At 60.3% G+C, this 19,922-nt stretch carries 17 protein-coding genes; 4 read left to right on the forward strand and 13 right to left on the reverse strand.

Features of this window, described 5'->3' with window-relative positions; genetic code table 11:
* Positions 1-9: 9 nt before the first annotated feature.
* The 12 genes from fliD to ACSSVH_RS18450 all read right to left on the reverse strand — a co-directional run bounded on the left by fliD (position 10) and on the right by ACSSVH_RS18450 (position 15,367).
* Positions 10-1,374, reverse strand: a complete 1,365-nt coding sequence (fliD, locus tag ACSSVH_RS18395; RefSeq protein ID WP_169955917.1) for a flagellar filament capping protein FliD — start codon at positions 1,372-1,374, stop codon at positions 10-12.
* Between the two features lie 83 nt (positions 1,375-1,457).
* Positions 1,458-1,802, reverse strand: coding sequence for a flagellar protein FlaG (locus ACSSVH_RS18400; protein ID WP_170042616.1), 345 nt, complete (start codon positions 1,800-1,802; stop codon positions 1,458-1,460).
* Between the two features lie 74 nt (positions 1,803-1,876).
* Positions 1,877-3,646, reverse strand: coding sequence for a flagellin N-terminal helical domain-containing protein (locus tag ACSSVH_RS18405; RefSeq protein WP_169955915.1), 1,770 nt, complete (start codon positions 3,644-3,646; stop codon positions 1,877-1,879).
* 285 nt (positions 3,647-3,931) lie between these two features.
* Positions 3,932-4,861, reverse strand: coding sequence for a ketoacyl-ACP synthase III (locus ACSSVH_RS18410; protein WP_170042614.1), 930 nt, complete (start codon positions 4,859-4,861; stop codon positions 3,932-3,934).
* A 268-nt stretch (positions 4,862-5,129) separates the two neighbouring features.
* Positions 5,130-6,749, reverse strand: coding sequence for a flagellar hook-associated protein 3 (locus ACSSVH_RS18415; protein WP_170042613.1), 1,620 nt, complete (start codon positions 6,747-6,749; stop codon positions 5,130-5,132).
* A 14-nt stretch (positions 6,750-6,763) separates the two neighbouring features.
* Positions 6,764-8,788 carry a flagellar hook-associated protein FlgK gene (gene flgK, locus ACSSVH_RS18420; RefSeq protein WP_169955912.1) on the reverse strand — a complete coding sequence of 675 codons (2,025 nt, stop codon included), beginning with the start codon at positions 8,786-8,788 and terminating at the stop codon, positions 6,764-6,766.
* Positions 8,789-8,798: 10 nt separating this feature from the next.
* Entirely contained in the window at positions 8,799-10,061 is a 1,263-nt protein-coding gene (gene flgJ, locus ACSSVH_RS18425) for a flagellar assembly peptidoglycan hydrolase FlgJ (RefSeq protein WP_492633579.1), read from the reverse strand.
* 4 nt (positions 10,062-10,065) lie between these two features.
* On the reverse strand, positions 10,066-11,154 hold the full coding sequence (locus ACSSVH_RS18430) for a flagellar basal body P-ring protein FlgI (protein ID WP_169955967.1): 1,089 nt from the start codon (positions 11,152-11,154) through the stop codon (positions 10,066-10,068).
* Positions 11,155-11,181: 27 nt separating this feature from the next.
* The gene (gene flgH, locus ACSSVH_RS18435) at positions 11,182-11,877 is read right to left on the reverse strand and encodes a flagellar basal body L-ring protein FlgH (protein ID WP_032859002.1); all 696 of its coding nucleotides are present in this window, start codon (positions 11,875-11,877) and stop codon (positions 11,182-11,184) included.
* Positions 11,878-11,929: 52 nt separating this feature from the next.
* Positions 11,930-12,715 carry a flagellar basal-body rod protein FlgG gene (gene flgG, locus ACSSVH_RS18440; protein WP_057958870.1) on the reverse strand — a complete coding sequence of 262 codons (786 nt, stop codon included), beginning with the start codon at positions 12,713-12,715 and terminating at the stop codon, positions 11,930-11,932.
* Between the two features lie 67 nt (positions 12,716-12,782).
* Positions 12,783-13,523, reverse strand: a complete 741-nt coding sequence (locus tag ACSSVH_RS18445) for a flagellar basal body rod protein FlgF (RefSeq protein WP_057438904.1) — start codon at positions 13,521-13,523, stop codon at positions 12,783-12,785.
* Between the two features lie 281 nt (positions 13,524-13,804).
* Entirely contained in the window at positions 13,805-15,367 is a 1,563-nt protein-coding gene (locus tag ACSSVH_RS18450; RefSeq protein ID WP_170042610.1) for a sigma-54-dependent transcriptional regulator, read from the reverse strand.
* A gap of 277 nt (positions 15,368-15,644) precedes the next feature.
* Between ACSSVH_RS18450 and phhA the strand changes: the two genes are divergently transcribed.
* The 3 genes from phhA to ACSSVH_RS18465 all read left to right on the forward strand — a co-directional run bounded on the left by phhA (position 15,645) and on the right by ACSSVH_RS18465 (position 18,094).
* The gene (gene phhA, locus ACSSVH_RS18455) at positions 15,645-16,436 is read left to right on the forward strand and encodes a phenylalanine 4-monooxygenase (RefSeq protein WP_099168095.1); all 792 of its coding nucleotides are present in this window, start codon (positions 15,645-15,647) and stop codon (positions 16,434-16,436) included.
* A 105-nt stretch (positions 16,437-16,541) separates the two neighbouring features.
* Positions 16,542-16,898, forward strand: coding sequence for a 4a-hydroxytetrahydrobiopterin dehydratase (locus ACSSVH_RS18460; protein ID WP_017134918.1), 357 nt, complete (start codon positions 16,542-16,544; stop codon positions 16,896-16,898).
* Positions 16,895-18,094, forward strand: a complete 1,200-nt coding sequence (locus ACSSVH_RS18465) for an amino acid aminotransferase (protein ID WP_492633580.1) — start codon at positions 16,895-16,897, stop codon at positions 18,092-18,094. The genes ACSSVH_RS18460 and ACSSVH_RS18465 overlap by 4 nt, the downstream gene beginning before the upstream one ends.
* Positions 18,095-18,217: 123 nt before the next feature.
* Here ACSSVH_RS18465 and ACSSVH_RS18470 read toward each other — a convergent pair whose 3' ends face one another.
* A complete protein-coding gene (locus tag ACSSVH_RS18470) occupies positions 18,218-19,027 on the reverse strand; it encodes a UDP-2,3-diacylglucosamine diphosphatase (RefSeq protein WP_492633581.1) in 810 nt (269 codons plus the stop codon).
* 134 nt (positions 19,028-19,161) lie between these two features.
* On the opposite strand from ACSSVH_RS18470, the gene ACSSVH_RS18475 reads away from it, so the two are divergent.
* Positions 19,162-19,920, forward strand: a complete 759-nt coding sequence (locus tag ACSSVH_RS18475) for a helix-turn-helix transcriptional regulator (protein ID WP_492633582.1) — start codon at positions 19,162-19,164, stop codon at positions 19,918-19,920.
* Positions 19,921-19,922: the final 2 nt, after the last annotated feature.

Raw genomic sequence — 19,922 nt, forward strand, 5'->3', positions numbered from 1 at the left:
AGCCCGGGATCAGCTCGATGATTTGGGATTATTCAGCGAGTTGAGAGTGGTCATGATGCTGGAGCTGCTGGCATTGATCTTGGCGATCATCGTGTCCATCGCCGTGTATTTGGACATGAGGCTCGTCTGCAAGCTCTCCATGCGCCGATCAAGGTCTGCCTGCTGGGTTGTCAGAGCCGTGAACTTGTTATTGAGATCCGTGACACGAGAGGCCAGCGTCCCAGTGGTACCGACGTAGGAATCGGTGACCTTGGTCATACGCGAAATCAAGCCATTGGTACCCGTGAAGAGCTTGGCAATATCAGCCGCCCCCTTAACCACTGCCTTATCCCACGACTTATCGTCCAGGCTTAACAAGCCGGTTTTCTGATCCGTGGTGATACCCATCTGGGAAAGACTGCTAATAGATCCCCCGCCCGAACCGTTGACCAATTCACTGCGCACGCTGGAAACAAGGTCGCGCATCGACGCATCACCGGTCAAGGCGCCAGCCGTGGTAGTCGCAGCATCGCCGGTGGCGGTAACCTTGGTCTGGGCATTGATACTCGTCATCAGGGCGTTGTACGCCGTGACAAAGGACTGCACCGAGGTCTTCAGCGTAGCCGTGTTGCTTTCAACGTTGATGGTGATTGGCTTGGTTTTGTCAGCCGCTACTAAGTCCAACGTCACACCACTGATAGCAGAAGTCACCTTGTTGCTCGTGGACTCCATGGCAATACCATCGATGGTGTACTTCGCGTTCTGCGCGACTGGCCCCTTGTCGTAACCAACTGCCAGGTCTGCGTTGCCACTCAATGTGATGTCGGTTCCAACGCCGGTATTGCTTGAGCCAATCACCAGGCGTGCGCCGTTGGAGTCACTCAACACGTTGGCACTGATACCTTGGGCAGACAGCTGGGTGTTGATCGACTCACGCACTTGTTGCAGGGTCGCGCCGCCTGGTATCAATACGTCGTAATTCTTGCCCGACTGAGTGATAGTCAGCGTCTGGTTTTCTTCAGTTGGGTTGGCTACTGCTGCCGCACCAGTGAATACCTTAGTGGTTGCCTTGGACGAAGTCGCCAAGTCATTTACCACAACCACGTATTTGCCACTGGAGGCTGCATCACCCAGTGTAACCTTGATGTTTTTATCTTCGGACGAGGTAGCCGCCAGCCCATTGAAGGCTGACACGTTGTTCAACTTGGCGATCGCCGCCCGATAGGCTTCCAGCGCACTCTTTACAGTGCCAACTGCCGACAACTGAGTTGTGGTAATTTTTTGCTGGTTGGTGATTTGGGATTGCTTTGGCGCTTTTTCCGCCCCCACCAACGCCTTGACGATAGCCTGCGTGTCGTAGCCCGAACCCGGGCCGGAAATCGTTGAACTAGCCATTTGCTTTTCTCCTTGTCCTGCGGCTGCCGCTTTATTGGCGGATGAACGCCCAGACAGCAATCAGAAACATGTTTCGTGCCAACTCAAGCCCGTGTATCAAACAACAGACTGCTGGCATCGCTCAGGTTCTGCGCCAGCTTCAGCGCGGTCTCCGATGGAATCTGGCGGATCACTTCGCCACTGTCGGTGGCGATCACCTTGACGACCACTTTACCGGTGGTGTCATCGATGGAAAAGTCCAGGTTACGCTGGGTAGCCTGCACAAACTCGCGAATATCGGTTACAGCTTTTTCTAATGCCACACGCTGCGGGGCCTCGGTGGAAGCCGAGTCATTCTCCGGCGCGGGCTTGACCGGCGTGACGGAAGCGCTAGGGGCCTGGGTTGTCCCAGCCGGGTAAGACGCGTTCAGCTTGATGCTCATGTCCATGTCATCACCTCAAAACTGAAAAAAACGAAAGGGCACGTAGACGCGCCCTTCCGTTAATCAACCGATACCGACTATTACTGAAGCAGCTTCAGAACAGCGGATGGCAGTTGGTTGGCCTGGGACAGGATCGCAGTCGAAGCCTGTTGCAGGGTTTGCTGCTTGGTCAGTTCAGCGGCTTCAGAAGCGAAGTCGGCGTCCTGTACACGGCTACGGGCAGCAGTGGAGTTTTCAGAGATGCTTTGCAGGTTGGCCACGGTGCTGTCGAAACGGTTTTGTACAGCACCCAGTTGCGAACGCTGGCTATCCACTTGCTGAATCGCGCCTTCCAGAGCCTGGATGGTTTGTTGAGCAGAGGTTGCGCTCAGAATGCTCAGGTCAGCAACAGTCGTGTCCATGGTGGTAGCTGCGGTCGGAGTTGCAGACGCTGCGGTCAGACCCAAGGTAGCCAAGCCAGTACCGGCGCTACCGTCAGCAACAGTGATGTCTTTGGTGGAGAACAGGTTCAGGGTGTTGTCAGCGTTTTTACTGGCAGTCACACCGGTACTGGCGCTGTTGATGGACGACACGATGTCAGCCATGGTCGAACCAGCAGTGAACTTCACTTCAGTACCGTTCAAGCTTACCGAAGTAGCGGTGCCCAGCTTGGCTTCAGTAGTACCGGCCGACAGACCCAACTTGGCCAGTGCGCCAGCACCACCATTTGTAGCTACGCCAGTACCGTTGCCCAGCTTGATAGCTTTGCCATCAGCGGAGCTCAGCAGCAAGCGGCCTTCCGAAGAAACAGTGGCGGTAACGCCAGTGCCAGGAACAATCGGCGGGCCAGCTACATCAGCGGCCGCAGTGTTGATCTTGCCAGCGATTGCAGCTAGGTCGTCACCAACAGCAAAGGCAACGTTTTTGCCATTGATATTAATCTCAGCTTTAGCGTCCAGCTTGCCAGGCACAGCCGGGGTAGTGGTAGTAGTACCTGCAACCACAGCTGGAGTAGTCATACCGCTGTTGGCAGTACCACCAGCTACAGTGATTGCCGCAGCAGAGGTCAGTTTCAGCTTGCCGGCATCGTCGCTTGCAACAACACCAATATCTGCGGTGTTGTTGATTGCAGTAATGGCTGCAGTCAACGTCATGCCAGCTGTCAGCGTTACCGCTTTAGAGTTGATGGTCAGTGTTTCACCACCAGCTGGGATGGTGCCCCACGCAGCGTTACCGGTAGAGGTGAACGGAGTAGTGGTAGTGACTGCTGGAGTACCACCTGGCAGCGTTACAGCATTAGCAGTAACGGAAGCCGATAGGGAGGTGGTTGCACCTTTTACATTTGCTTCGCTGTAAGTACCCTTCAGGCCCGCAGCGCTCAGGTCGCTCATACCAAACGAAATAGTCTGGTTGGCATCAGCACCGATCTGGAAGCCAACGTTCTGGAAGGAGCCATCCAGCAGTTTACGACCACCGAAAGTAGTGGTCTGAGCAATACGAGTCAGCTCACCGGATTTAGCCGTAAACTCTTGCTGCAAGGAAGCACGGTCAGCGTCGCTTTTATCACCGTTCGCGGACTGCAGAGCCAGTTCACGCAGACGTTGCAGAATGTTGGTGGATTCTTGCATCGCGCCTTCAGCGGTCTGGGCGATGGAAGTACCGTTGTTGGCGTTGGCGATGGCAACGGTCATGCCTTTGACTTGGGAAGTCAGACGGTTAGCGATCTGCATGCCAGCGGCGTCGTCTTTGGCGCTGTTGATTTTCAGGCCGGAAGACAGACGGGTCATCGAGGTGCCCAGGGCATCGCCGGCTTTGTTCAGGTTCCGCTGAACGGTCAACGATGTAATGTTGGTGTTTACTGATAAAGCCATGACGAAATCCTCGTGGGTTGGATACTGCGGCTTCCGGCCCTGGCAACCGCCGGGTGTGGCCTAGAGAACCTTCGTAATAGTTATCGTCGTGAATGCAGGTTGCTTGAGGATTTTTTTGAATTTTTTTACTAGCCCTGTGCCACCCCTTGTATTTCAAGGCCTTATAGATGGTCAAAATGCCAGCGATCACGGGTTACTGGCGCCAGAACACCGCCTCAATACGCGCATAAAAAAACGCCCATGATCTTTCGACCCTGGGCGTTTTTTATGCAGCCTATCAAAGCATCACGGCCGATAGATAATCGCCGAGCCCCACGACAGGCCAACGCCAAACCCACTCAGGGCCACGCGCTTCCACTCGGCGTCCATCACGTGCTTTTCCAGCAGCAGCGGAATGCTCGATGACACGGTGTTACCGGTCTCGACCATATCCTTGATGAATTTCTCCACCGGTGCATCTTCAAAACGGCGGGCCACGGCGTCGACAATCGCCGCACTGCCCTGGTGGATGCAGAACGCGTCGATGTCATCGGCCACAAGGTCCGACTCTTTGAGCAGCTCGTGCAAATGCGCCGGCACTTTGAGCAATGCGAAGTTGAAGACCTGGCGGCCATTCATGAAGAACACCCCATCGCTGACCTTCAAGTGCGGTGCGCCGGAGCCGTCGGTGCCGAACTTGGCCTTGCCCAGCTGCCAGGGAGCGTCTTCGCCCATCCAGGTAGCGGTGGCGGCGTCGCCAAACAGCATGGTGGTGTTGCGATCTTCCGGGTCGACGATCTTCGAGTACGGGTCGGCGGTCACCAGCAGGCCGTTTTTCAGGCCGGCGGCTTCCATGAAGCCTTTCATCGCGTAGATGCCGTAGACGTAGCCGGAGCAGCCCAGGGAAATATCGAAGGCCGCGACGTGGGTTGGCAGGCCCAGCTTGTCCTGGACGATGGCGGCGGTGTGCGGCAGCCCTTCTTCGTCGCCGTTCTGGGTCACGACGATCAGCGCGTCAATCGACTCACGCTTGAGCCCGGGGTTGTTGGCAAACAAGGCATTGACTGCCTCGACGCACAAATCCGAGGTTTCCTGTGCAGCATCCTTGCGCGGCAGGAACGCCGAGCCGATCTTGCCAATGATGAACTCTTCATCCTTGGCGAATTTTGCACCCTGGGCGTAGTTGTCCAGCCCTTCTGCCGGCACGTAGCTGGCGATGCTTTTTATGCCAATCATTGTGGCTTCCCAATACAAAATAGCTGGAGAACACCCCTGAAAACCCTTCAGGAGCGCTGACAATAAAGGGGATAACCCCGCAAAAACCCGCCGAAACTACCGAAGCCAAAGCCTGCAAAGCGGTCTGGCCTTTTCACACGATACAGTGAAGATGCGCTTTATGACTCATAGGTCACTCATTTTTGTGCGCTTTGTTCAAAAGCCTGCGCTAGAAACGACGACGGCCCACCGTGTTTCCACGGTGGGCCGTCGGGGATTGCTCAAGCGTTTACATCTTGCTGAACAGGCTCAGCTGAGAGATTTTCACAAAGGCCAACTGCGAGGCCTCCAACATTGCCTTCTGAAAAGCCAGATCAATCGAGGCTCCAGCCATATCGGTGTCACCAATGACTGCGATGGTCGACTTGTTGGCCAGAACCATGCTGGTGTTCTCCGTTTCCTGAATTGCCAGCGAGTTCATCCGCGCGCCAATGGAGCCGCGCACACTATCGATCTGAACCTGCGAAGCCTTGATATTGGTAATGGCCGCGTTGACCACATCGGTCACCATGGCCTGGGCCAGCGGGTTGCCGTCGGACGGGGTTTCCAGGGCCTGGCGCAACTGGCTGAGGGTATCCAGCGCGTTTTGCGTCTTGTGGGTATTGGAACCCACGGCGAACTGGTCACCGATGTCTGGCGCGCCGGTGAGGTCGAACTTCACGCCCGCAGCGGTGATGCTGTCTGGTGTCGCGGGCACCGGCGGTGGCCCCGGCTGCGCTGGCGTGCCAGGTACCACAGTGCCGTTGGAGACCGGCTTGCTGTCGGCGGTGATCGGCTGGGCGTACACCTCGTAAGCAGTGGCCGAGGTGAATTTGATCACCGCGCCCTTGTTCGGGAACGTGCTGCTGTAGTCAGCCTGGCTGGTGACCGTGCCACCCGCCAACTGCGCCGAGGACTGGTTGCTCGGCGTGCGCGAGACACTGAAGCTGTCCGGCTTGCTTTGCAGGGTGAATTCGCGGTCCTTGTAGATCGCGTCCGCTTCGGCGCCGGGCTTGGCGTCGCCCAGGTTCTGGCCGATATCAAACGTCACGCCGCGCACGGTGACCGACGCACTGCCTTCCTTGGTCGCATCGAACTTGCCGTTGCCCGGGGTTTGCGACGTGATGTCGTTACCCGCCGCATCCGACACGGTGTATTCGGTGCTACTGATAAAGGTCAGCTTGTACGGCTGGCCGCCAGTGAAGCTGCTGTCGTAGGTCGACGGCGAGGTCACGATGCCGCCCGAGACCAGCACCTTGCCATCGTTGACACTACCGATGGCCTGGGTGCGACCAGCATTCACCGTGCCTTCGAGGATCGACTTGCCGGTGTCGTTGACCACCATCGACAAAGTGTCCGAGACCTTCAGGCTCAGGGGCGTTTCGTCACCCTGGTAGCTGTAGGTGCCGTCGCTGTTACGGGCGTAGGGCGGCGTATCGCTCTTGCCGCCGGCAAACAGGTAATGACCGGACGAGTCCTTGCTGTTGAGCAGGCTCAGCACCTGCTTCTCGATTTCACCGATTTCGGCGGCCACGGTCTTGCGCTCGGCATCGCTGATACCGCCACCGCCCTTACCCGCCACTTTCAGCGACAGTTCACTGGCACGCTGCAGCGCAGTGTCGAGAGCGTCAAGCACGCTTTCCTCGCTGTTGAGCGAGTTCTTCATGCTGCCGATATTGCCGGCGTACTGCCCCAACATGTCCTGCTGCTGTTGCAGCAGTAGCAAACGCGCCGCTCCTACAGGATCATCCGCCGCAGTTTGAATACGCACGCCGGAGTCGATCTGCTGCTGCGTCTTGATGACGTTGGAGAAGTTGTTGGTGTAACGCGCAGTCGTGGTATTGAAATACTGTTCGGTCGAGATACGCATCGTCTCAAACTCCCTTAAAGACTGTTGATCAGCGTGCTGAAGGTTTCTTGCGCAGCTTTAATGATCTGCGACGACGCGGTGTAGTACTGCTGGAAACGGATCATGTCGCCGGCCTCCTCGTCCAGGTTGACCTGGGACACAGAGCTGCGATTAGAGGTGGCGGCCGCAAGCATGGCGCTGGTCGCGCTGTTGTCGACGTTGGCCTGGCTGGCCTTGCCGCCCACGGACGAGACCAACTGGCTGTACGCGGTACTCATGCTCACGCCGGCGTTGCCATCGGTGGCGCCCACGGTCTTGCGGGTTTGCAGGTCGAGCAATTGCAGGGCGTTGCGGTTGTCGAGCTTGCCGCTGCTGTTGAACGACACGGTGTAGCTATCATCCGGCTTGGGTTCGCCACGGATCACTGTGTTGACCCCGAACGTCTTCGCATTACCGGCGCCGTCGACGTAGGGCACATTGATCGTCAGCTTGTTGTCCTGGCCGGGCACGATGGTACCGGTGCCAATGGGCTGGCCCTGGGCATTATTGATCACATAGCTCTGGGTACCATCGGCGGCACGCTCGCCAAAGGTCATCTTGACCGGCATCGAGCTCTTGATTGCCGCTTCCAACTGCGCCGTGTCGGCACCGCCATGGATATCCAGGGGCAGCGTCAGGGTCGGCGGATCAAACACGCCAGTGCCGCTGTTGTTCTTGTTGCCCTCGGCCAGCAGCGGCGCAGAAAACGCCAGCTTGTTGGGGTCGGTCATCACCACCTTGAGGTCCATGGCGCCACCGGCGGTCGGGCTGACCTTGAACGTATCGCCAGCAGCCACCGGGCCCTTGCCATCCAGGGCCAGGGTGAAGCCGTCGATTTCCGGTGGCGCCTGGGTGATATCGAAGGTGCCCATGGACTTACCGTCCGAACGCAGCACGGTGTAGTTCTTGTCGTCACTGAAGGTCACCTTGTAGTCAAAGGTGCTCAGTTTGCTGGTGTCTTTGATCGTGACGTTCAGGTTGCCGGAGTTCGCACTGTTGCTGGAGCCGCCCACACTGCGCTGGCCGATGGCAAACACACTGTTGATGTCATTGAACAGCGCGGCGCCGAACTGCCCGTTGGCGTCCAGGCCCTGCCCCAGCTGGGTATTGACCGCTTCACCGACAACCATGGCGGTACGCCCCAGGTCGTTGATGGCCGGCATCAGCACGTCCTGGCGATACCGCAGCAAGCCGCCAATGGAGCCACCGCTGACCACCGAACTGACGTCCATCGGTTGCCCACCGGTGGTCAACACCACCGAGTACTGGCTCTTGTCATCCTTGCTCGGCACCGCCGACAGCTTGTTCGACACGCCGTCCGCGACCAGGGTTTGCCCGGTGCCCAGGGAGACATTGAAGTGGCCGTCCGCCTCAGTGACCTTGACCCCCACCAGTTCGTTGAGCGAGCGCACCGCTTCGTTGCGCGCATCCAGCAGGTTCGCCGGCTCGCCGTTGCCCTGGCCCTTGGCCTGGGAAATCTGCTGGTTGAGGGCGGCAATCGAGGAGGTCAACTGGTTGACCTGGCCGGTGATGGTTTCCAGTTGGCTGTTGATGCCTTCTTTCTGTTTATTCAGTTCGGTCGCAATCGAGTTGAAGCGGTTGCCCAGGGTCTGGGCAATGGTCAAGACCAACTGGCGCGCGGAGTTGTCGCTAGGGTTTGCCGAGGACGTCTGCAACGCGGCGAAGAAACTGTTCAAGGCCGCACCGACCCCGGTGGACTTGTCGGACAGCAGCTTGTCCACCGAACCGATCTGGTCCAGGTAGGCCTTGGCGTCGAAGTTCAGCGATGTGGTGGTCTGCAACTGGGTGTCGAGGAACTGGTTATACACCCGGCGCACATCCGACAGCGTCGTGCCAGTGCCGACAAAGACCCCGCCGACCCCGGACATGCCATTGGCCGTCTGCATGGTCTGCTGACGCGAGTATCCAGGGGTCTTGGCGTTGGCAATGTTGTTACTCAAGGTCGCAAGCGATCCCTGAGCCGCATTGAGTCCTGACATCCCGATATTGAGCAAACCCATGGTTCAAACCTTATAAATGAGTGGATGCGCCAGCGGCAGCGTAGTTTTGGTAGCTGTTCATGGTTTTGGCGATCTGCGAAATCTTGCTGGCGTAGTCCGGATCCGTTGCATAACCGGCTTTTTGCAACTCGCGTACAAACTGTTCCGGGTTATCGGCCGACTTCAGAACTTCTTGATATCTATCATTGCTTTGCAACAGGGTCACGAGGTCGTGAAAGCTGTCCTGGTACGAGTCGTAGGAACGGAACTGCGCCGTTTCCTTGACCATCTCGCCATTGCGAAACTCGCTGGTGATCGCGCGCGCCTGGGCGCCCTGCCAGCTCTGCCCGGCCTTGATGCCAAACAGGTTGTGGCTGCTGCTGCCGTCTTGCTGGCGCATCACCGATTTGCCCCAACCGGTTTCCAGGGCGGCCTGGGCCACCAGGTAGCGTGGGTCGATGCCAATGCGCTCGGCCGCCTGCTTGGCCATGGGCAGCATGGTGGCGACAAATTCGTCTTGGGAAGTGAAGGCTTTTTTCGCCGGGGCCAGCGGTGGCTGGGCCACGGCGCGGCCGTAGATCTGCATGCGCGAATCGCGGGCGGCAAAGGTGCGCGCGGCACCGTTGATCACGCCATCTTCGGCGGCGCTGTTGCGCAGCGGCGCCGCCCTGGCAGCAGCCGGCGCCTCGACACCTGGCACGATACCGGCCAGCAGGCGATCGGTGAGCTTGCTCGGCAAGGCGATGCGCCGCTGATTCATCAGGGCCATGTCATTGCGCAGCGTGCCTTCATCGGCCCGTGGCGCGACCTCGACCCGCGCCGCCCACAGCGCGCGCTGGCCATTGGAACGGCCCAGCGGGCCATCCGCCAGGGTGCCGGCGGCAATCGGCGTGGGTACGTCGACTTTCTTCTCGATCGCGTCCGGGCCCTGCAACGTCGAGGCCTGCCCTTCCACCGGCTTGTTCTTTTGCATCTGGCGCAGCAAAACGTCCGCCAGGCCGATACCGCCACCCTCGCGAGACAGCGAGACCGCCAGTTGCTGGTCGTACATTTCCTGATACTGCTTGGCCGCCGGCGTATTCAACGGGTTGTCCTTGCCCAGGGCGTCGGTGGCCGAGCGCATGGATTTGAGCATCTCGTTGAGAAACAGCGACTCAAATTCCTGCGCCACTTTGCGCATGTTGCCGTCGCTGTTCTTGTCGCCGAACTTGAGCTGGTTAAGCCGGTTCAGGTCGGAGTAAGACCCCGAGTCTGCCGTGCTGGCGATACCGCTCTTGCGCATGTCCATGGCCATGACCTCAAATCACGATCAGGTCGGCTTGCAAGGCGCCGGCCTGTTTCAGGGCTTCGAGGATCGCCATCAAGTCGCCGGGCGCCGCGCCCACCTGGTTCACCGCACGTACGATTTCATCCAGGGTGGTACCGGGGCCGAACTTGAACATCGGCTTGGCTTCTTGCTGGGCATTGACCCGCGAACGCGGGACCACAGCGGTCTGGCCACCGGACAACGGCCCGGGCTGGCTGACAATCGGGTCTTCGGTGATGGTCACGGTCAGGCTGCCGTGGGTTACGGCCGCCGGCGACACCTTGACGTTCTGGCCGATCACGATGGTACCGGTGCGCGAGTTGATGATGACCTTGGCCACCGCCTGGCCCGGATCGACCTCAAGGTTTTCCAGGATCGACAGGTAGTCCACACGCTGGCTTGGGTCCAGCGGCGCGGTCACGCGGATCGAGCCGCCGTCGATGGCCTGGGCCACGCCAGGGCCGAGCATGTCGTTGATCTTGTCCACCACGCGCTTGGCGGTGGTGAAGTCTGAACGGTTGAGGTTCAGGGTCAGGCTGTTGCCCTGGTTGAAACCACTGGGCACGGTGCGCTCCACCGTGGCACCGCCAGGAATCCGCCCGGCCGATGGCACGTTGACGGTGATCTTCGAGCCGTCGCGACCCTCGGCATCAAACCCGCCCACCACCAGGTTGCCCTGGGCGATGGCATAGACGTTGCCGTCGATACCTTTGAGCGGCGTCATCAGCAAGGTGCCGCCGCGCAGGCTTTTGGAGTTACCGATGGACGATACGGTGATGTCCACCACCTGCCCCGGCTTGGAGAACGCCGGCAGATCGGCACTGATCGACACCGCCGCGACGTTTTTCAACTGCACGTTGCCCGACCCTGGCGGCACCTTGATCCCGAACTGCGAGAGCATGTTGTTGAAGGTCTGCAGGGTGAACGGGGTCTGGGTGGTCTGGTCACCCGTGCCGTTGAGCCCCACCACCAGGCCATAGCCGATCAACTGGTTGGTGCGCACCCCGGAAATACTGGCGATGTCCTTCAGGCGTTCGGCCTGGGCAGCAACGCTCAGGGAGAGCAACAACACCGCTGCCATCAGCTGTTTGAGATTCAAAGTGATCACCTAGAAAGGGAACAGCGGGCTAAGGAAGAAACGGTCGAACCAACCCGGCTGACTGGCGTCGGCAAACGAACCCGTACCCGAATAGGTAATGCGCGCATCGGCAATCCGTGTGGACGGCACGGTGTTGTCGGTGGCGATATCGTCCGCGCGCACCATGCCGGCGATGCGCACCAGTTCGTCACCGGTGTTGAGGGTCATCCACTTCTCGCCGCGCACGGCAATGATGCCGTTGGGCAGCACATCGGCCACGGTCACCGTGATCGAGCCCACCAGGCTGTTGCCCTGCCCGGCCTTGCTGCTGCCGTTAGTGGCACGGTCGCCGCTGTAGCCCACGTCCAGGCTCAAGTCACCGCTGCCCAGGGGGTTGTTGGTGTTCAAGCCACCGCCAAACAGCGAGGTCAGGCCGATGCCGGTCTTGCTGTTCTTGGCCACCTGGGAGTTGGCGTTCTTGCTCGCCGTGGTGCGCTCGTTCAGGGTGATGGTGATGATGTCGCCCACACGGAACGCCTTGCGGTCGCTGTACAGGTTCTGTTCGAAACCGGCCTGGTAGATCGAGCCATTGTTGGCGGCAGCTGGCAGCGGCGTGCGCGGCAACACCGGCGCGTAGTACGGGTCATTGGGTTTTGGCGTCGGGGCGACACAGCCCGCGAGCACGGCAATCCCACTCAATGCCAGAACAGAAACAAAGCGACTCATGACCCTTCCCTCACGGTGTTGCAGGCGCCTTATGAGCGCCCCATAGACTGGATTACAGATTCTGCGTAACGAACGAAAGCATCTGGTCGGCGGTGGAGATCACCTTGGAGTTCATCTCGTAGGCACGCTGGGTGGTGATCATGTTGACCATCTCTTCCACGGTGCTGACGTTGGAGGTTTCCAGGGTGCTTTGCAGGGTGGTGCCAAACCCGTTGAGGCCCGGGGTGCCGACTTGCGGCGCGCCGCTGGCGGCGGTCTCCAGGAACAGGTTGTTACCGGTGGCTTGCAGGCCGGCCGGGTTGATGAAGTCGGCGGTCTGCAGGTTGCCGATCACTTGCGACGCCGGGTTGCCGGCAATGGTGACGGACACGGTGCCGTCGGCGCCGACCGTGAAGGTCTGGGCATCGTTGGGCACGACAATCGCCGGCTCCAGGGCAAAACCGTTGGCGGTCACGACCTGGCCGTTAGAGTCCAGGTGGAAAGTACCGTCACGGGTGTAGGACGTAGTGCCATCCGGTTGCAGGATCTGGAAGAAGCCACGGCCATTGATCGCCATGTCCAGCGGCTGCCCGGTCTGTTGCAGGTTGCCGGCGGTGAAGTTCTTCTGGGTGCCGACGATGGACACACCGGTACCCACTTGCAGGCCCGACGGCAATTCGCTGTCCTGGGTCGACTGTGCACCCGGCTGGCGCTTGATTTGATAGAGCAGGTCCTGGAACTCGGCGCGATCACGTTTAAAGCCCGTGGTCGAAACGTTCGCCAGGTTGTTGGAAATAACGGTCAGGTTGGTGTCCTGGGCGGACAGACCGGTTTTGGCAACCCATAGAGCCGGAAGCATGCTGTTCTCCTTCGTGCGCCTGTTTGTTGGCGCCGCGTTACAAAATTAGTAGTCAGTGGCGCTGCAATCAGCTCATCTGCATGACGCGAGTCATGGCCTGGTCGTCTTCTTTGGCGCTGTTCATCATTTTCACGTGCAATTCGAACTGCTTGGACAGGGCCAGCACCGCCGTCATTTCTTCGACGGCATTGACGTTGCTCGACTGCAGGAAGCCCGAGTTCACCTTGACGCTGGCATCGGCCACCGCCGGCTGGCCGTCCTTGGTGTGGATCGCGCCATCCAGGCCCTTGGTCATGTTGGCCAGGTCCGGCTTGACCAGCTTGATGCGGTCCACTTCAGCCATCACCCGCGGGCCTTCGCCCATGGCGCGGATGCTGATGGTGCCGTCTTCGCCGACTTCGACCTTCTGCTCGGGCGGCACCGAAATCGGCCCGCCATTGCCCATGATCGGCATACCGTTGCCGGCCCGCAGCACGCCCAGTGCGTCGATATTCATGCTGGCGGTACGCACGTAGGCTTCGCCACCATCGGGGGTTTGCACGGCGATCCAGCCGTCACCGCCGACGGCAACGTCCAGGTCACGGCCGGTCTCGACCATCGAGCCAGGGGAAAAATCGGTGCCGGGGCGCTCGGTCAGGGCAAACGCCCGCGCCGGAAAGCTGTCACCAAACACCGGCATCGAGCGGGCCTGTTCCAGGTCACGCTGAAAACCGTTGGTGGAAATGTTCGCCAGGTTGTTGGCATGGGCCTTTTGCGCCAGTGCATTCTGGCTGGCGCCGGTCATTGCCACATAAAGGTACTTGTCCACGCTCATTCCTCTTACTGACGGACGTTTGCCGCCCACCGATGTACTGAGGAGTCTTTAGCAATTTGCGCACCAACTTTTTAAAAGTCAGGGAAAGGCAGGTGGGGCAAGGGGTTGGGGCGTATCAAGGATTATTGCAGGGGCAGGACGAGTCGGAAAAACGGCGGAGTTCTGCCGGTTGCGGCAAACACCGGTCTTGGCAGTGACACAGGTCCACCGCCTTCGCGAGCAAGTCGAATCGTCGCACCGCCGCTCCCACATTTTAATCCCGTTGCGTCAGGGGTTTATTTGTCGGCCTTGAGCACTGCGTAATCGCGCAATTTGTTGGCGATGGTGGTGTGGGACACGCCCAGGCGCTTACCCAGCAAGCGACTGCTGGGGTGCTCGGCATACAGGCTTTCCAACACCGCCTTTTCAAACCGCCCGACAATCTCTTCCAGGCCACCCTCCAGGGAAAAGTCGCCAAGCGGCTGACGCACGCCGTAGTCCGGCAAGCGAATATGCTCAGCCTTGATCGTGCCGCCCTCGCACAACGACACCGCCTGGAACAGCACGTTTTCCAACTGCCGCACATTGCCCGGCCAATGGTAGTGGCTGAGCCGCTCCATGGCCGCCGGCGCCAACCTGGGCAGCGGGCAGCCGATCAGGCGGCTGGCCTGGTCGATAAAGTGCTCGACCAACGGCGGCAGCCCGTCGAGGCATTCGCGCAGCGGCGGGATATGCAGCGACAACACATTGAGCCGGTGATACAGGTCCTGGCGAAACTCCCCTCGGGCACACAATTCTGACAAATCCACCTGGGTCGCGCAGATCACCCGCACATCCAGATAAACCTCTTCGTCACTGCCTACGCGCCGGAAGCAACCGTCCTGCAGAAAGCGCAGTAACTTCACCTGCAACCGCGCGCTCATTTCGCCCACGCCATCCAGAAACAACGTACCGCCCGCCGTCAACTCCAGCAGCCCCAGCTTGCCCTCCGCCCGCGCCCCTTCAAACGCACCAGGGCCGTAGCCGAACAGCTCGGTCTCGGCCATCGACTCCGGCAACCCCGCGCAATTGAGCGCCATCAACGGTGACTGCCCGCGCGGGCTAGCCAGGTGACAGGCGCGCGCCAGCAGTTCCTTGCCGGTGCCGGTTTCGCCTTCTATTAATAAGGGCGCATCGAGGGGCGCCATGCGCCGGGCTTCACGCACCACCGCGGCCATGACTTTGGAGCTTTGGAAAATACTGTCAAAGCCCCGCAGCTCCTGCTTGCGCACATTGTAGATACGCTCGCCGACGCGGTCGGCGCGGTGCAAGGTCAGCACGGCGCCGGCCATGGCTTCGCTGTCGTCATGCTCGGACGATTGCAGCGGGGCGATGTCGGCGAGAAACACGTCGCCCTTGACCTTGACCCGCAGGCCATTGATCCGCGACTTGCTCGCACGCACCAGCTCCGGCAGGTCGAAGTCCTCGGCGTAGCGCGACAAGGGAATGCCCGGCACCTCATCCACGCGCACCCCGAGCAGCTGCGCCGCCGCGCGGTTGGCCGCGACAATCGAGCCGCCCATGTCGATGGACAGCACCGGGAATTCCAACGCCCCCAGCAAGGCGTTGAGTTCCATGTGCCGGCGCTCGCTGGGCATCAGCCCTACCCGTTTGACGCCAAACACCCCGGCAATCGCCTCGAACTGCGGGCGCAGGGCCTGGAATTGCATATTCACCAGATTCGGGCAGTACAGGTAGATGGCATTGCCATGTTCGCCGCCGACCTCGCCCTTGGCCACGTTGACGCCGTACTCCACCAGCAGGTTGAGGATGTCCCGCAGGATGCCAATGCGGTTCTGGCAATGCACTTTGATACGCATGTAAAGGCCCGGTTTGTTGTAGGAGGGCTGATCGGGCTGCGTCTTTTTGTCGCCGGACGCAGATAGTCGTCAAGATTATGTGACAGACAGTGACCTTTTCAAACCCGAAAATCCCAATGCCGGGTGCATAACCACCCAACCGTAACGAATACTTTACGAAAACCGGTGAATTTTCCTACAGCCTTAACCTAGTGGCAGGTGGAATCCACCGCCAGGCGGAGTATCAATAAGCCCATAGCAGGACATAACAAGAACGAATGCCTAGCAGGAGAGCCGTATGAAGCAGACGCACTACGTGGCCCGCGAGCCCGATGCGCAAGGTTTTATCCACTACCCGCCCGAAGAACACGCGGTGTGGAACACCCTGATCACTCGCCAATTGAAAGTGATCGAGGGTCGCGCCTGCCAGGAATACCTGGACGGCATCGACAAGCTCGGCCTGCCCCATGACCGTATTCCGCAACTCGCCGAAATCAACAAAGTGCTGGCCGAAACCACTGGCTGGCAAGTGGCGCGGGTCCCGGCGCTGATCCCCTTCCAGACCTTCTTTGAATTGCTCGCCAACAAGCAGTTTCCGGTGGCGACCTTTATTCGTACCCGCGAAGAGCTGGATTACCTGCAAGAGCCGGATATTTTCCACGAGATTTTCGGACACTGCCCGCTGCTGACCAACCCCTGGTTCGCCGAATTCACCCACACCTACGGCAAGCTCGGCCTCGCGGCCACCAAGGAGCAACGGGTGTACCTGGCGCGCCTGTACTGGATGACCATCGAGTTCGGCCTGGTGGACACCCCCGAAGGCCGGCGCATCTATGGTGGCGGCATCCTGTCGTCGCCCAAGGAGACGGTGTACTGCCTCTCGGATGAGCCCAAGCACCAAGCCTTCGACCCTCTGGAAGCCATGCGCACGCCCTATCGCATCGATATCCTGCAGCCGCTGTATTTCGCCCTGCCCAACCTCAAGCGCCTGTTCGAAGTGGCGCAGGAAGACATCATGGGCATGGTCGAGCGCGGCATGCAGCTGGGTCTGCACGCGCCGCTGTTCCCACCCAAGCCCAAGGCGGCTTGAACTGATGCTTTAAAGGCCAGGTGAGCCTGTTCCCTGGCCGCGCGTTGCTTTAGGGTGACGCGACTGGCAACCGAATTCCACATACTCGATTTCAGGAACACCTTTATGACCACCTTGAACCAAGCCCATTGCGAAGCCTGCCGCGCCGACGCCCCGCAAGTCAGCGACGAAGAACTGCCGGTGCTGATCAAGCAGATCCCCGACTGGAACATCGAAGTGCGCGACGGCGTGATGCAGCTGGAAAAAGTATTCCTGTTCAAGAACTTCAAATTCGCCCTGGCCTTTACCAACGCCATGGGCGAAATCTCCGAGGCTGAAGGCCATCACCCAGGCCTGCTGACCGAATGGGGCAAAGTCACCGTGACCTGGTGGAGCCACTCGATCAAGGGCCTGCACCGCAACGACTTCATCATGGCCGCGCGCACCGACGAAGTGGCCAAGGACGCCGAGGGCCGCAAGTGATGCATTTCGCCGCGATTGGCCGGGTGCCTGGTGATCCGATCCTGGGGCTGATGGAGTCCTATGCCAAGGACGCCAACCCGCAAAAATTCGACCTGGGCGTGGGCGTGTATAAGGATGCCCAGGGCCTGACCCCGGTCCTGCAGGCGGTAAAACGCGCCGAGCAGCGCCTGGTCGAGCAGCAAACCACCAAGACGTACATCGGCGGGCATGGCGACCCGGCTTTCGGCCGCCTGATCAGCGAATTAGTGCTGGGCGCAGGTTCCGCGCTGCTCAAGGCACAACGCGCCGGCGCCACGCAAACCCCGGGTGGCACCGGCGCCCTGCGCCTGAGCGCCGACTTCATCGCCCACAGCCTGCCAGGCCGTGGCGTGTGGCTGAGCAACCCGACGTGGCCGATCCACGAAACCATCTTCGCCAAGGCCGGGCTCAAGGTCAGCCACTACCCCTATGTGGGCAGTGACAACCGCCTGGACGTGCCGGCCATGCTCGCCACCCTGGCCACCGTGCCCGAGGGCGACGTGGTGCTGCTGCACGCCTGCTGCCACAACCCCACCGGTTTCGACCTGTCCCAGGACGACTGGCGCCAGGTGCTGCAGATCGTGCGCGAGCGCCAGTTGCTGCCGCTGATCGACTTCGCCTACCAGGGCTTTGGCGATGGTCTGGAGCAGGACGCATGGGCGGTACGCCTGTTTGCCGATGAACTGCCTGAGGTGCTGATCACCAGCTCCTGCTCGAAGAATTTCGGCTTGTACAGCGACCGCGTCGGCGCGCTGATCGTGTGTGCCAACGATGCCGAGAAACTGTTGGATGTGCGCAGCCAACTGGCGTTTATCGCGCGCAACCTGTGGTCGACACCACCGGATCACGGGGCCGCCGTGGTCGCGACTATCCTCGGTGACAATGCGCTCAAGCAGCTGTGGAGCAGCGAAGTCGAAGGCATGCGCTCGCGTATCGCGCAATTGCGTTCGGGCCTGGTCGAAGCGCTGGCGCCCCACGGGCTGTCTGAGCGCTTTGCCCATGTCGGCGTGCAGCGCGGGATGTTTTCCTACACCGGCCTGAGTGCCGAGCAGGTGAAACAGCTGCGGGAAAAACACAGCGTGTATATGGTCAGTTCCGGGCGGGCCAACGTGGCAGGGATTGATGAGACGCGGCTGGGGTTGCTGGCCGAGGCCATTGCAGACGTGTGCCGCAACTGACGAAACCGAATCAAATGTGGGAGCGGGCTTGCTCGCGAATGCGGTGGGTCAGTGATGGATATGTTGACTGATACACCGCATTCGCGAGCAAGCCCGCTCCCACATTTTTGACCGAGGCGATCCTCAGCCCGCAACCATCTCGGCCTTGACCTGCGCCTCCCTGGCCTGGGCATCCGCCAACCGATACAACTCGATATGCCCATCCCAGTGCTCGATCAATGCCGTGCACGACTCCACCCAATCCCCGCAATTGAGGTAGTCCACCTCGCCCACCTTGCGAATCTCCGCATGGTGGATATGCCCGCACACTACGCCGTGCAACTCGCGCTTGGTCACTTCGTGGGCGATGGCTTCCTCGAAATCGCTGATAAAGCTCACCGCTGTCTTCACCTTGTGCTTGAGGTACGCCGACAGCGACCAGTAGCCATATCCATAACGCGCCCGCCAGTGGTTCAACCAGCGGTTGAGGGTCAGGGTGAATTCGTAGGCCGAATCGCCAAGAAACGCCAGCCAGCGGTGGTAGCGGGTGATCACGTCGAACTGGTCGCCGTGGATCACCAGCAAATGCCGGCCATCGGCGGTCACATGCACCGCTTCGTCCACCAGTTGGATATTGCCCAGGATCAGCTTTGAATAGCGGCGCAGGAACTCGTCGTGGTTGCCAGTGACGTAGATCACCTCGGTGCCGCGCTTGCTCATGGTCAGCAGGCGGCGGATCACGTTCGTATGGGCCTGGGGCCAATACATGCCGCCGCGCATTTTCCAGCCGTCGATGATATCGCCCACCAGGTACACCTTGTCGACATGGTAGCCCTTGAGGAACTGCGACAGATGTTCGGCCTGGCAGTCCCGGGTGCCCAGGTGCACGTCGGAGATCCACAGGGTACGAACCCGTTGCTTGCGGCTGGGTTTGGCGAGCTCGGCGCTGGTCATGGCATACCTCGAGGGTGTTTTCGCCAGCTTGCTCCCGGGCAATTAATAGCCCATGACAGTCTTGCGTCAGTCAGATGACAGCGCCCCCCCGCCCGTCGGGCGGTGTAAACTGCCGGCCTGCCCGGGAGATTGCGATGAGACCGACCCTCACGCTGCGCCATTACACCCATGACCTGATTGCCCATAGCCATGACCACGCGCAACTGGTGTTCGGCCTGGCCGGCCGCCTGGATTTCGAGGTCGAAGGCATGGGCGGCGAGATTTGCCCACAAGGGGTGATGGTCCTGCCCTTCTCCACCCACCACAGCTGTGGCAGCCCCCGGGGCAGCCAATGCCTGGTGCTGGATGTGCCCGACGAACAGTGGATGGTGCAATCTTTGGGCGAGCACGCGGATGCCAGTCGCCGCCTGCTCGACCAACCGGCCCGGGTGACCCTGGATGCCCGCCAGGGCCAATTGGTCAACTGGCTGGCGAGCGGCGCCCTGGATGACCCACTGATCGCCCAGCAAGGCGCGGTGCTGTTATTGGCTACGCTCAATGGCCAGCCGCAGGCTCAAGCCGGCGCGCGACGCCTGCCCTATGGCGCATTCAACGCCCATATCGACCAGCATGCGGCCTACCCGCTGCAGGTCGCGGATCTGGCGCGGCTGGCGGATATGTCCGTCGCCCGCCTGCACGCACGCTTTATCGCCGAATGCGGGCTGACCCCCATGGACTACATCCGCAACCGCCGCCTGCACATGGCCCGTGGCTTGCTGCGCGACAGCCACCTGCCGATTGGCGAGATCGCCGCGCGGGTTGGCTACGGTTCGCAAAGTGCGTTTGCCGCAGCGATGTTGCGCGCGTTCGGCAGCTCGCCCGGGGCCCTGCGCCGGTTCGACAACGGGCGCTAGTC

Source organism: Pseudomonas sp. HC1(2025), from assembly GCF_058742075.1.